Source organism: Streptomyces klenkii (assembly GCF_003626645.1).
Taxonomy (GTDB): Bacteria; Actinomycetota; Actinomycetes; order Streptomycetales; family Streptomycetaceae; genus Streptomyces; species Streptomyces klenkii.
Map to the genome: position 1 here is coordinate 44,250 of NZ_RBAM01000023.1, position 12,751 is coordinate 57,000.

The following is a 12,751-nucleotide window of genomic DNA, read 5'->3' on the forward strand; positions in this document are numbered from 1 at the left end:
TCATGTCGACATCCCAGCCGGAAGGAGCCCTGCCGTGGCGCGTGACCGCAACCCGGCCGACCTCGTCGGCGCGGACCCCGGACCGCCGTTCGAGATCACCTTTGACGGCAGTGCGGTCACCGCCCTGCCCGGTCAGTCCGTCGCCGCCGCCCTCTGGGGCGCGGGCATCCTCGCCTGGCGCACCACCCGGAACGGCGGCCGACCGCGCGGCGCCTTCTGCGGCATCGGACAGTGCTACGACTGCCTCGCCACGGTCAACGGGGAGCCCAACCGCCGGGCCTGCCTCGTACCCGCCCGGCCCGGCGACACGGTCACCACCCAGGAGGGACACGGCCATGCCGGGCTCGCCGTCTGAACCGCACGAGCCGTCTGAGCCGTACGAGCCGTCTGAGCCGTACGAGTCTGCTGCGCCGTACGAGCCGTCTGAGCCGTACGACCTCGCCGTGATCGGCGCCGGCCCCGCGGGCCTCGCGGGAGCCGTCACCGCCTGCGAACTCGGCCTGTCCGTCGCCGTCCTGGACGCCGCCCCGCAGACCGGCGGCCAGTACTTCCGCCACCCGGCCCCGGGCCTGGGCGCCGCGCGCCCGCAAGCCCTGCACCACGACTGGAGCGAGTTCACGGCGCTCCGCGGCCGCTTCGAGGCGAGCGGGGTCACCCACCTTCCGCACCACCACGTCTGGACCGTCAGACCGCCGGACGGCGACGGCATATGGACCGTGCACGCCCTCACCGGCCCCGATGCCCACGGCGGCACCCCGGCCAGGGTCCGGGCCCGTACGATCCTCCTCGCGACCGGCGCGTACGAGCGGCAACTCCCCTTCCCCGGCTGGACCCTGCCCGGCGTCATCGGTGCCGGCGGCGCCCAGGCCATGCTCAAGTCCGGGCTCGTGCTGCCCGGACGGCGGATCGTCGTCGCGGGCAGCGGCCCCCTCCTGCTCGCCGTCGCCTCCTCGCTCGCCGCCGCGGGAGCCCGCGTCCCCGCCGTGGTCGAGGCTTCGGGCTACCTCGGCTACGCCCGCAGGCCGTACGCCCTCGCCGCCGGCCCCCACAAGCTGCTCGAAGCGGCCGTCCACGGCTCCGCGCTGCTGCGCCACCGCACACCGCTGCGCACCCGCAGCGCCGTCACCGAAGCGCACGGCACCGACCGCGTCGAGGCCGTCACCGTCTCCCGGCTGGACCGCGCCTGGCGGCCCGTGCCGGGCACGGGCCGCCGCATCGCCTGCGACGCGCTGGCCGTGGGCCACGGACTCGTGCCGCAGACGGAGCTCGCCACCGGCCTGGGCTGCGCGACCCGCCGCACCCCCGACGGCACGCACGCCCTCGCCCTGGACGCCCTCCAGGAGAGCTCGGTGCCCGGCCTGTGGGCCGCGGGCGAGACCGGCGGCACCGGCGGCTGGGACCTCGCCCGCACCGAGGGCGAACTGGCGGGCATCGCGGTGGCCGCCCGGCTGCGCGGGCTCCCGGCCCTCACCCGTAGCCGGCGCGCCCGGGCCCTGGCCCGCCGCCGCGACCGCCTGCGCGCCTTCGCCGACGTCATGGCCGCCGCCCACGCGCCCGGCCCCGGCTGGACCGCCTGGCTCCCCGACGACACCGACGTCTGCCGCTGCGAGGAGGTCACCGCCGGCAGCATCCGCGGCGCGGCCGGCGCGCTCGGCGCCCGCGACGCCCGGACCGTCAAGCTCCTCACCCGGGCCGGCATGGGCTGGTGCCAGGGCCGGATGTGCGGAGCGGCCGTGGCGTGCCTCGCGGCGGAAGGCGGGCGAGGGGGCGGGCGAGGAGACGGCGCCGGCGGCGGCGCGGAGGGCGGTACAGCGCAGGGGACCGTACCGCCCTCCGCCGAACGCCGGCCCCTCGCCGTACCCGTACCGCTCGGGGCCCTCGCCGACCTGCCGGAGGAGAGCGGGCGGCCCGGACCGCCGACTGACGGGCCGACGGCCGACGGCTGACGGCTGACGGGCCGGCGGATCGACAGGCCGCCGACCGGCCGACCGGCCGACCGGCCTTGGAACACCGACCGATCGCATCACGAAGGGCTACGGACATGACCACCGCCTCCTGGACCACCGACCACCCCTGGCGCGGCATCATGGTCGCCACCGCGCTCCCGCTGCGCGCGGACCTCTCCGTCGACCACGACGCCTACGCCGCACACGTCCGCCACCTCCTGGACAACGGCTGCGACGGCGTCGTTCCCAACGGCTCCCTCGGCGAATACCAGACCCTCACCCCGGAGGAGCGCGCCCGCGTGGTGCGCACCGCCGTCGAGGCCGCCGGCGACCCGGCCCGGGTGATGCCCGGCGTCGCCGCCTACGGCAGCGCCGAAGCCCGCCGCTGGGCCGAGCAGGCCGCCGAGGCCGGCTGCGGCTCCGTCCTGCTGCTCCCGCCCAACGCCTACCGCGCCGACGAGCAGGCCGTACGCGCCCACTACGCGGACGTCGCCCGCGCCGGGATACCCGTCGTCGCCTACAACAACCCCCTCGACACCAAGGTCGACCTGACCCCCGGCCTGCTCGCCCGGCTCCACGCCGACGGCAGCGTCGTGGCCGTCAAGGAGTTCAGCGGCGACGTCCGGCGCGCCTACGAGATCGCCGAACTCGCCCCCGACCTCGACCTGCTGATCGGCGCCGACGATGTCCTCCTGGAGCTCGCCACCGCGGGCGCCGCCGGCTGGATCGCCGGATACCCCAACGCCTTCCCCGCCACCTGCGCCGCCCTCTACCGCGCCGCCGTCGCCGGGGACCTCCAGACGGCGCTGCCGCTCTACCGCTCGCTGCACCCCCTGCTGCGCTGGGACTCCAGGACGGAGTTCGTGCAGGCCATCAAGCTCTCCATGGACCTCACCGGACGCCACGGCGGCCCCACCCGGCCGCCGCGCCTGCCGCTCACGGGCGAGGCGGAGGCCGCGGTGCGCGCCGCCACGGAGAAGGCCGTCGCCGACGGCCACCACTGACGACCCGTACGGGATTCCGTACCGAATCCCGTAGCGACAGACGACCCGTACCGACAGCGGAAGGACGTCCGTGCGAACCCGCCACATCTTCCATGCCGTCGACTCGCACACCGAGGGCATGCCCACGCGCGTCATCACCGGTGGCGTCGGCGTGATCCCCGGCGCCACCATGGCCGAGCGCCGGCTCCACTTCATCGAGCACATGGACCACCTCCGTACGCTCCTGATGTACGAGCCGCGCGGCCACGCCTCCATGAGCGGCGCGATCCTCCAGCCCCCCACCCGGCCCGACGCGGACTACGGCGTCCTCTACATCGAGGTCTCCGGGGTGCTGCCCATGTGCGGGCACGGCACCATCGGCGTCGCGACCGTGCTCGTCGAGACCGGCATGGTGCCCGTCAGCGAGCCCGTCACCACCGTGCGCCTCGACACCCCCGCCGGCCTGATCACCGTCGACGTGCAGGTGGAGGACGGCGCGGCCAAGGCCGTCACGCTCACCAACGTGCCCTCCTTCTGCCTCGGCCTCGACCGCAAGGCGGACGTGCCGGGATACGGGACGGTCACGTACGACCTCGCCTTCGGCGGCAACTTCTACGCCTTCGTCGAACTCGGCGCCCTGGGGCTGCCCTTCGACCGCGACCGCAAGGACGACCTGCTCGCCGCCGGTCTCGCCGTCATGGACGCGATCAACGCCTCGCCCGACCGGCCCGTCCACCCCGAGCACCCCGGGATCAGCGGCCTCAAGCACGTCTACCTCGCCGCACCCGGCTCGGACGCCCGCCGCTCCCGGCACGCCATGGCGATCCACCCCGGCTGGTTCGACCGGTCCCCCTGCGGCACCGGCACCTCCGCCCGGATGGCACAGCTGCACGCCCGCGGCGCGCTCCCGCTGGAGCGCGACTTCGTCAACGAGTCCTTCATCGGCACCCGGTTCACCGGCCGCCTGGTGGGGGAGACGCAGGTCGCGGGCCTCCCGGCGGTCGTGCCCGCCGTCACCGGGCGCGCCTGGATCACCGGCACCGCCCAGTACTTCCTCGACCCGGACGACCCCTTCCCCGGAGGTTTCCTCCTGTGACCGCCAAGCCGACCACCCCCTTCGCATCCGCCGGACCGGGCAACCCCCTCGTCTCCGTCAACCCGGCCGACCCCGCCGACATCGTCACCGAGATCGCCGCGCCCGGCGCCCCGGCCGCCGTCGCGGCCGTCGAACGGGCCCGCGCCGCCCAGCCCGGCTGGGTCCGTGCCGGGGCCGCCGCCCGCTCCGCGGCGCTCGGGGCCGTCGCCTCGGCCGTCGAGGCCGAGGCGGCGGAACTGGCCGCCCTCGCCGTGCGCGAGACGGGCAAACCCCTCGCCGAGGCGCGGGTCGAGGTCGCGCGGACGGCCGCGATCTGGCGGTATTACGCCCAGGCCCCCTACGAGGCGGCCGGCACCGTCCACGAGACGGCCGCCGGCCCCGGGCTGCTGCTGACCCGCCGCCGCCCGCACGGCGTCGCCGGCCTGATCACGCCGTGGAACTTCCCCTTCGCCATCCCGGCGTGGAAGGCCGCACCGGCGCTGGCAGTGGGCAACACGGTCGTCCTCAAACCGGCGCCCGAGGCCACCGCCTGTGCCCGGCGCCTGGCCGCACTCGTCCAGGCGGCCGTGCCCGAGGGCGTGTTCACGGTGGTGACCGGTGGCGCGACCGAAGGCGCGGCCGTCGTCTCGGCCGCCGACGTCGTCTCCTTCACCGGCTCCACCGCAGCGGGCGGCACCGTCGCCCGGGCCGCCACCGCCCGCGGCGTCCCCGTCCAGGCCGAGACGGGCGGCCTGAACGCGGCGATCGTTCTGCCCGATGCCGACATCGGGCGGGCCGCCGCCCACATCGCCGCCGCCCTCGCCGGCTACGCGGGGCAGAAGTGCACCGCCACCAGCCGCGTGATCGCCGTCGGCACCGCCCTCGACCCGCTCCGCGAAGCCCTCGCGGAGGCCCTTCGCGCACTGCCCGTGGGCGACCCGGGCGACCCCGCGACGGTGTGCGGCCCCCTTATCTCGGGCCGGGCCCGCGACCGCTTCGACCAGTCGCTGTCCGGCGTCCCCGTCCTCGCCGCGGGCGGCGCCGTGGACGGCCCGGGCTGGTACGCGGCCCCCACGCTCGCCGAGAAGGTGCCGGACGGCCACCCGCTGCTCACCGAAGAAGTCTTCGCGCCCGTTGCCGCCCTGCTGCCCGCGGACGACCTCCGGCACGCCGTACGGATCAGCAACGCGGTCCCGTACGGGCTGGTGACGTCCGTCCACACCGCCGGCCTGGAGGCGGTGCTGGAGGGCCTCGACCACCTCGACACCGGCATGATCCGCGTCAACGCGCCGTCCACCGGCGCCGACTTCCACGTGCCGTTCGGCGGCACCAAGGCCTCCGGCCACGGGCCCCGCGAACAGGGGCGCGCCGTACTGGACTTCTACACCTCCGGCCGCACCTACACCCTCGCCCCTTGAGCAAGATGTGACATTGTACGCTGGTGGTCCAGTCCATCGGGGCACGAAAGGGACACCATGGGCCACCTCAAGCAGCGCAACCTCATCACCGCCACCGAGCGGCTGCGCGACCAGGTCGCCCACGCCCTGCGCGCCGCCCTCATCTCCGGCGAACTCCGCCCCGGCGAGGTCTACTCCGCGCCACAGCTCGCGGAGGACTTCGGCATCTCCGCGACCCCGGTGCGCGAGGCCATGCTCGACCTCGCCCGCGAGGGCCTGGTCGAGCCGGTCCGCAACAAGGGCTTCCGGGTCACCGAGGTCAACGAGCGCGACCTCGACCAGTACACCGAGATCCGCACGCTCATCGAGGTCCCCATGACCGGGCGGGTCACCCGCACCGCCGCGCGCGAGGACCTCGAAGCGCTCCGCCCGGTCGCCGAGGAGATCGTGCGCGCCGCCCGCGACCACGACCTCATCGGCTATCTGGAGGCCGACCGGCAGTTCCACCTCACGCTGCTGGCCCTCTCCGGCAACGAACGCCTCGTCGAGACCGTCGGCGACCTGCGCAAGCGCTCGCGCCTGTACGGGCTGACCGCGCTCGACGAGCGCGGCGACCTCATCCCCTCCGCCGAGGAGCACCTCGAACTCCTGGAGCTGATGCTCGCGGGCGACGCCAAGGGCGCGGAGAAGTGCATGGCCCGCCACCTCGGCCACGTGCGCTCCCTGTGGGCGCAGGGCAGCGACAAGGGCTAGAAGCGGCAAGGGCTAGAAGCGGCAAGGGGCAGGTCAGTTCTCCACCGTCTGGACCTGCGGCGGATGGCCGTTCCAGGTGACGAACAGCGACGTCGTCCTCGTGCCGGACATGAAGTCCACCCGGATCCAGGCGCTCTGCTTCCACACGCGCATCTGCCAGCCTTCGTCCGGCGTCGCCGAGACGAGCGCGGCCGAGGACTCGCCCAGGTCGAAGACCGCACGCCCGCCCCGGACGGGGAAGCTCTTCACCTCGCCGTTGTCGCCGGGCGGCGGCGCCGACGGGGCGTCGGATCGAGATGAGGCCGAGGGGGCGGGCGCAGCGCTCCTCGGGACCGGCGTCGAAGAGGCGGACCGCTCCGGGGCACTCGGCGAGGGGGCCGACCCGCGTGCCGCCGGTTCGAGCGGTGGTGTCGTGCCGGAGATCGGCAGCGCGCGCGGCGGCTCGTAGGCCGTGCCCGTCAGGACGGTCCGCACCCCGTACCAGGACACCGCCATGGCCGCCGTCGTCGCCAGCACCCACGCCAGGGCCTGCATGATTCCTCGCCTCACCTGGCTCATAGTGCCTCACCCGTATGGCGTACGGTGCGGCCCATGGCAAGACTGCTCGTAGTCGAGGACGATCCGTTCGTGCGCTCCGCCCTCATCCGGGAGCTGACCGAGGCCGCGCACACCGTACGCAGCGTCGGGACCGCCCTCGAAGCGCTGCGCGAAGTCGCCCAGGTCGGCTTCGACCTGGTCATCCTCGACCTCGGCCTGCCGGACCTCGACGGGGCGCAGGCCCTGAAGATGCTGCGCGGCATCACCGACGTGCCCGTCATCGTCGCCACCGCGCGCGACGACGAAGCGGAGATCATCCGGCTGCTCACCGACGGCGCCGACGACTACCTCGTCAAACCCTTCTCCGTGGCGCACCTGACCGCGCGCATGGCCGCCGTCCTGCGCCGCACGGGCCGGGGCGGCGGTGCGGCGGGCGACCCGGTGCCCTCCGGGGCCCTGCGCGTCGGCGGGCTGGCCGTCGACCCGCTGCGCCGGATCGCGGAACTGGACGGCGCGGCCCTGGACCTGACCCGGCGTGAGTTCGACCTGCTCGCCTACCTGGCCGGCCGGCCAGGCGTCGTCGTCCCCCGCAAGGAACTCCTCGCCGAGGTCTGGCAGCAGTCCTACGGCGACGACCAGACCATCGACGTGCACCTGTCCTGGCTGCGCCGCAAGCTCGGCGAGACGGCCGCCAGCCCGCGCTACCTGCACACCGTCCGCGGGGTCGGGGTGAAGCTGGAACAGCCCCCGGCGGAACCGGCATGAGATGGGCGCTCGTCAGGGTGTCCCTGGCCGTCACGGTCATGGTGGTGCTGGCCTTCGCCGTGCCCCTCGGGCTGGTCGTCAGGGAACTCGCCCGCGACCGTGCCTTCGCCGACGCCGAGCGGCAGGCCGCTCAGATCCGGCCCGCGCTCGCCATCACCACCGACCGGGACCAGCTGGAACGCGCCGTCGCCAGCTCTCAGGCCGGTGGTGACGAGCGGATGGCCGTCCACGTACCGGGCGACGGCGCCGCGCGCCACGGGACGGACACGGGCGCAAGCACGGGTACCGGTGCGTACGACGCGCACCCGGGGGCGGCGCGCGAGGCCTTCGGCATCGGCCGCAGCCGGGCCGATGCGCGCGACGTGGAGACCGCCCGCCGCGGCCGCTCCGCCGTCACCTCCGTGCCCGGCGGCTACGCCCTGCTCCAGCCGACCGCCCTGAGCACCGGCGAGTTCGCGGTCGTCGAGGTCTACGTGCCGCACCGCGCGGTCACCAACGGCGTCACCACGTCCTGGGCGATCCTCGCCGCCGTGGGCCTCGGCCTCGTCGTCGGATCCGTCGCCCTCGCCGACCGCCTCGGCCTGCGCCTCGTACGCCCGGCGGAACGGCTCGCGCGGGCCGCCGCCGAGCTGGGGGAGGGGAAGCTGGGCGTGCGCGTCCGCGAGGGCGGACCGGCCGAACTGCGCGCCGCGGCCGTCGCGTTCAACTCCATGGCCGACAAGATCGTGCAGCTCCTCGCCGCCGAACGCGAACTCGCCGCCGACCTCTCGCACCGGCTCCGCACCCCCCTCACCGTCCTCCGCCTCAACGCCGCGTCCCTCGGCGAGGGCCCCGCCGCCGACCAGACCCGCGCCGCCGTCGCCCAGCTGGAGCGCGAGGTCGACCAGCTCATCCGCGCCGCCCGCGAGCAGGGCGAGCAGAAGGAACGGCCCCCGCTCGGCTGCGACGCCTGCGAAGTGATCCGCGACCGGATGGACTTCTGGTCCGCGCTCGCCGAGGACGAGGGGCGCACGGCCGGGCTCGCGGGCGTCGACGCGACCGTACGCGTACCCGTCGCCCGCCCCGAACTCGTCGCCGCGCTTGACGCGATGCTCGGCAACGTCTTCCGGCACACCCCGGAAGGCACCGCCTTCGCCGTGGACGTCCACCGCAGCGAGGACGCCGTGATCGTCCTCGTCTCCGACGCGGGCCCCGGCATCGCGGACCCCGACGCCGCGCTGCGCCGCGGCCACGGCGACGGAGGCCCCGGCTCCACCGGGCTCGGCCTGGACATCGTGCGCCGGGTCGCCGAGTCCACGGGCGGCGACGTACGGATCGGCCGGTCGGTGCTCGGCGGCACGGAGGTGCGGGTGTGGCTCGCACTGGACGGCGGGGACGGGCCGCGGCGCCGCGGCCGCCGCCGGGCGCGGCGCGGCCGGGCCCGGCATTAACGCCCGCCCATGCCTTCCTTAAGCCCGCCATAAGAAGCCGGCCTCGGAGGGTGGTTGGGGGATTTGACCGGTTCGTTCTCGCTAGCGTGCCGCCTGTACTCACCCCCCAAGTCAGAACAGGCAGGCACGCGATGGGTTCCTCCGCACACCGCCGGCGAGTCGGCCGCAAGGCGCGGCTCGCCGGCATCGGGGCCGCCGCGGCGATCGCGGCCGGCGCCGCGTTCACCCTCACCGGCACGGCACAGGCCACGACCGTCGGCGCGGCCTTCTCCACCACCGGCTCCTGGTCCGGCGGCTACACCGGCCAGTACGTCCTCACCAACGGCACCGGCAAGGAACTGACGGACTGGAAGCTGACGTTCGACCTCCCGGAGGGCGCGAAGATCACGTCCCTGTGGAACGGCAAGCACACCGTCGGCGGCCGCAGCGTCACCGTCGAGCCGGAGAGCTGGAACGGGACCATCGCCCCGGGTGCTTCCGTGACCGTCGGCTTCGTGGCCACCGGCACCGCGGCCACCGCACCGGCCAACTGCCGGATCAACGGCGCGAAGTGCTCGACGGACAAGGACCCCGGCCCGGGACCGACCGGGCCCGCGCCGAGCCCCTCCCACCCGGCGCCGAGCCCCTCCCGCCCCGGCCCGTCCGGAGGCACACCCGCCCCCGGTGGCGCGAAGGCCGCGTTCGCCCCGTACGTCGACACCCTCCTCCACCCCTCGTACGACCTCCTGGCCACCGCCGGGAAGACGGGCGTCAAGGACTTCACCCTCGCCTTCGTCACCTCCGGCGGCGGCTGCACCCCCAAGTGGGGCGGCGTCAGCGACCTCGGCAGCAACCCCGTCGCCCAGCAGACAGGCCGGCTGCGCGAGGCGGGCGGCGACGTACGCGTCTCCTTCGGCGGCGCCGCCGGGTCCGAACTGGGCCTCGCCTGCTCCTCCGCCGGCGACCTCGCCGCCGCGTACGGCAAGGTCGTGGACGCCTACAAGCTCACCAAGGTCGACTTCGACATCGAAGGCGGCGCACTGCCGAACGCCGCCGCCAACACGCGCCGCGCCCAGGCCATTGCGCAGCTACAGAAGAGCCACCCCGGCCTCGACGTCTCCTTCACGCTCCCGGTGATGCCCACGGGCCTCACCCAGGACGGCGTCGACCTCGTCGCGAACGCCAAGAAGAACGGCGTGTCCGTCTCCACGGTCAACATCATGGCCATGGACTACGGCTCATCCTTCAACGGCGACATGGGGCAGTACGCGATCGACGCCGCCACGGCCACGCAGGCCCAGGTCAAGGGCGTGCTGGGGCTGAGCGACGCGGCCGCCTGGAAGGCCGTCGCGGTCACGCCGATGATCGGCGTCAACGACGTGGCCGGTGAGGTCTTCAAGGCCGACGACGCGGACCAGCTCGTGAAGTTCGCCCGTTCCAAGGGCCTCGGCGGGCTGTCGATGTGGTCCGCCACGCGCGACAAACAGTGCCCGGGCGGTGCGCAGAACTCCGCGTCCGCCACCTGTAGCTCCGTCCTTCAGGACGAATTCGCCTTCACCAAGGCCTTCGGCGCCTTCAAGGGCTGACGCGCTTCCCGTTCCCCTTCGGATTCCCCCCACATTTCCCCCACGTTCCCCCAGCACCTTCCCCCCACAGCGCCTTCCTCCACCGATGAAGACGATGAAGGAGACACCCCCCATGCCCACGTGTCGCAAGGCTGTCCGCATCTCCGCACTCGGCATCGCCCCTCTCGCCCTCGGCGTCGCCCTCACCGGGCTGGCGGCCGGGCCGGCCGCCGCGCACGGCTCCATGACGGATCCGGTGAGCCGGGTCTCCGCCTGTTTCGCCGAGGGCCCGGAGCACCCGCGCTCGGCGGCCTGCAAGGCCATGGTCGCGGCCGGCGGCACCCAGCCGCTCTACGACTGGAACGAGGTCAACATAGGCACCGCCGCCGGCCGTCACCGCCAGATCATCCCGGACGGCAAGCTGTGCAGCGCCGGACGCGACAAGTACAAGGGACTGGACGCGGCACGTGCCGACTGGCCGGGGACGAAGCTCGCCCCGGGCGGGCACACCTTCACGTACCGGGCGACCGCCGCGCACCGCGGCACGTTCGAGCTGTACGTCACCAAGGACGGATACGACCCGCGGAAGCCGCTGAAGTGGTCGGATCTGGAGGCGAAGCCGTTCGCCAAGGTCACGAACCCGGCGCTGAAGAACGGGAGCTACGTCTTCGACGGGACGGTCCCGAAGAAGTCCGGCCGTCACCTGATCTACAGCATCTGGCAGCGTTCGGACAGCCCCGAGGCGTTCTACACCTGCTCCGACGTGGACTTCGGCGGGAAGCAGGCGGCGGCGAAGGCCGTGGCCCCGGCCCCCGCCGCGTCCGCCCCGAGCGAAGCGCAGATCAGCGAGGAGGCCGCCAAGTCGACCGTCGATCACGGCGGACACGGGGGTGACGGCCCGGGTGAGGAGGGACACGGAGCGGGCGCGCACGCCGAGAACGCGCACGCCATGGGCGGTCACGAGCCGCAGACCGCGGCGAAGGCCGACGGCGCTCCGTCCGCCCAGGGCGGGCGCCTGGCCGAGACCGGCGGCGACAGCCGCACGGCGATGCTGGCGGTCGCCGGCGCAGGGACCCTGGCGGCCGGTTCGGCCGCCCTGTTCCTGACCATGCGGCGTCGCGCGGCCCGGAGCCGTGGCTAGGCACCTGGCGGCTGCCTAACGCACGCGAACACGGTCAGCAGCTGTACGGCTGCTGACCGTGTTCGTATGTGCGTGTTCAGCTCTGGGTGTTGAGGAAGCCGATGACGACGGCGCCCCACCAGCAGATCTGGGAGACGAGGGCGGTGGCTCCGCCCCAGGCCAGGATGCCCGTCGACGGGGAGGCGGAGGACTGCTCGGCCATGCGCCGGTTGAGGAGGCCCGCCTGGAGGCCGTTGAGGCTGAGGACGAGGACCATCACCAGCTTGACGGCGGTGAGGGTGGCGGAGGGGTTGGGGTGGAGCAGCATGCCGCTCGCGACGAGGCCCACGAGTCCGGCCCAGATGGGCGCGTGCAGGCGGCCCGCGCTGCCGAGGGCCTCGCGGAGGGTGCAGCGGCCGGTCATCCACAGGAGCCCGTAGTAGTCGGCCACGAGCACGGCGCCGAAGCCCAGCACGAGGCTGGCGAGGTGGACGAAGAGGGCTGCGGTGTGGAGCGTCGCGTCGGCTTGCAGGTGCACGGATATCCACACGGAGACGGCCCAGGCCCCGCAGATCACGGCTCCGGCGGCGGCAACCGTCCACCAGGAGTCGTAGAGGGCCAGCGGCTTCGCGTGCCGGGCGCCCGGTGACGGTGCGGCGGCGCGGACGGGGCCTCGCGGATGGACGACGGACAGCGGCGGTTCGGACGGCAGAGCGGACACGCGATTCTCCAAACGCAGACCCTTACGGCGGTAAGGCTGACTCATTACTGGGTCATGGAAATTTCCCCGGGGAAACCGGCTTAAGTGCGGGATAAGCCTGAACACTCCTGCATGGAAATCGCAAGCTTTGCAGGTCACGGGCGTATTCGCGCTCAATTCCGGCCGGTGCGGCCGGCAATTGATCAATATCTGCGGTCCGGCTGACGCTGAGCTCGGGATCACTCGCTCCCCGTCACCCCGGCGCCCCGGCGGTGTGAGGCCGCCCATGAGGCCTGGGTCACTTACTAAGCGGCTTAGTGGGCAAAATGCTGAATTACAAAGGCTGAGCGGCCGCGGCCGCTCCGTTCCATGAATGGGGGTAGTAGGTCACCGTGCTTGTCAGGGGTTTTCGCCGCCGCTAACAATTGCGGGGTCGCTGGGCGCCGTCGACCGAGAAACGGCGCTTCGTTATTGCGCCGCTTCAGGGCCGGGCGACATCCG

The 12,751-nt window shown here is 73.8% G+C and carries 12 protein-coding genes; 10 read left to right on the forward strand and 2 right to left on the reverse strand.

Annotated features, from left to right (window positions below):
- The first annotated feature begins 34 nt into the window (after positions 1-34).
- From D7231_RS31650 to D7231_RS31675, 6 genes are all read left to right on the forward strand, one after another.
- Complete coding sequence (locus D7231_RS31650) at positions 35-355, forward strand: (2Fe-2S)-binding protein (protein WP_120759226.1); 321 nt, start codon at positions 35-37, stop codon at positions 353-355.
- Positions 336-1,946 carry an FAD-dependent oxidoreductase gene (locus D7231_RS31655; RefSeq protein WP_120759228.1) on the forward strand — a complete coding sequence of 537 codons (1,611 nt, stop codon included), beginning with the start codon at positions 336-338 and terminating at the stop codon, positions 1,944-1,946. Before D7231_RS31650 ends, D7231_RS31655 begins: the two co-directional genes overlap by 20 nt.
- Positions 1,947-2,041: 95 nt before the next feature.
- On the forward strand, positions 2,042-2,950 hold the full coding sequence (locus D7231_RS31660) for a dihydrodipicolinate synthase family protein (protein ID WP_120759230.1): 909 nt from the start codon (positions 2,042-2,044) through the stop codon (positions 2,948-2,950).
- 70 nt (positions 2,951-3,020) lie between these two features.
- Complete coding sequence (locus D7231_RS31665; RefSeq protein WP_120759232.1) at positions 3,021-4,025, forward strand: proline racemase family protein; 1,005 nt, start codon at positions 3,021-3,023, stop codon at positions 4,023-4,025.
- Complete coding sequence (locus tag D7231_RS31670; RefSeq protein WP_120759234.1) at positions 4,022-5,422, forward strand: aldehyde dehydrogenase family protein; 1,401 nt, start codon at positions 4,022-4,024, stop codon at positions 5,420-5,422. The genes D7231_RS31665 and D7231_RS31670 overlap by 4 nt, the downstream gene beginning before the upstream one ends.
- A 57-nt stretch (positions 5,423-5,479) precedes the next feature.
- A complete protein-coding gene (locus D7231_RS31675; RefSeq protein WP_120759236.1) occupies positions 5,480-6,154 on the forward strand; it encodes a GntR family transcriptional regulator in 675 nt (224 codons plus the stop codon).
- 33 nt (positions 6,155-6,187) lie between these two features.
- Here the strand turns inward: D7231_RS31675 and D7231_RS31680 are convergent, their stop codons facing one another.
- On the reverse strand, positions 6,188-6,712 hold the full coding sequence (locus tag D7231_RS31680; protein WP_228775632.1) for a hypothetical protein: 525 nt from the start codon (positions 6,710-6,712) through the stop codon (positions 6,188-6,190).
- 33 nt (positions 6,713-6,745) lie between these two features.
- Here D7231_RS31680 and D7231_RS31685 point away from each other — a divergent pair, with 33 nt between their 5' ends.
- The 4 genes from D7231_RS31685 (at position 6,746) to D7231_RS31700 (ending at position 11,571) form a co-directional block, all read left to right on the forward strand.
- Positions 6,746-7,456, forward strand: coding sequence for a response regulator transcription factor (locus D7231_RS31685; RefSeq protein WP_194962873.1), 711 nt, complete (start codon positions 6,746-6,748; stop codon positions 7,454-7,456).
- On the forward strand, positions 7,453-8,886 hold the full coding sequence (locus tag D7231_RS31690) for a sensor histidine kinase (protein WP_120759240.1): 1,434 nt from the start codon (positions 7,453-7,455) through the stop codon (positions 8,884-8,886). Before D7231_RS31685 ends, D7231_RS31690 begins: the two co-directional genes overlap by 4 nt.
- Positions 8,887-9,017: 131 nt before the next feature.
- Complete coding sequence (locus tag D7231_RS31695; protein WP_120759242.1) at positions 9,018-10,451, forward strand: glycoside hydrolase family 18 protein; 1,434 nt, start codon at positions 9,018-9,020, stop codon at positions 10,449-10,451.
- A 112-nt stretch (positions 10,452-10,563) separates the two neighbouring features.
- Positions 10,564-11,571, forward strand: coding sequence for a lytic polysaccharide monooxygenase (locus D7231_RS31700; protein ID WP_120759244.1), 1,008 nt, complete (start codon positions 10,564-10,566; stop codon positions 11,569-11,571).
- 76 nt (positions 11,572-11,647) lie between these two features.
- Here the strand turns inward: D7231_RS31700 and D7231_RS31705 are convergent, their stop codons facing one another.
- Positions 11,648-12,271, reverse strand: a complete 624-nt coding sequence (locus tag D7231_RS31705; RefSeq protein ID WP_199739497.1) for a hypothetical protein — start codon at positions 12,269-12,271, stop codon at positions 11,648-11,650.
- Positions 12,272-12,751: the final 480 nt, after the last annotated feature.

Bases quoted from the DNA above. Each gene is read 5' to 3' on its own strand.
- D7231_RS31655 (WP_120759228.1), top strand. From the start codon at position 336: ATGCCGGGCTCGCCGTCTGAACCGCACGAGCCGTCTGAGCCGTACGAG.
- D7231_RS31660 (WP_120759230.1), top strand. From the start codon at position 2,042: ATGACCACCGCCTCCTGGACCACCGACCACCCCTGGCGCGGCATCATG.
- D7231_RS31675 (WP_120759236.1), top strand. From the start codon at position 5,480: ATGGGCCACCTCAAGCAGCGCAACCTCATCACCGCCACCGAGCGGCTG.
- D7231_RS31680 (WP_228775632.1), bottom strand. From the start codon at position 6,712: ATGAGCCAGGTGAGGCGAGGAATCATGCAGGCCCTGGCGTGGGTGCTG.
- D7231_RS31685 (WP_194962873.1), top strand. From the start codon at position 6,746: ATGGCAAGACTGCTCGTAGTCGAGGACGATCCGTTCGTGCGCTCCGCC.
- D7231_RS31690 (WP_120759240.1), top strand. From the start codon at position 7,453: ATGAGATGGGCGCTCGTCAGGGTGTCCCTGGCCGTCACGGTCATGGTG.
- D7231_RS31695 (WP_120759242.1), top strand. From the start codon at position 9,018: ATGGGTTCCTCCGCACACCGCCGGCGAGTCGGCCGCAAGGCGCGGCTC.
- D7231_RS31700 (WP_120759244.1), top strand. From the start codon at position 10,564: ATGCCCACGTGTCGCAAGGCTGTCCGCATCTCCGCACTCGGCATCGCC.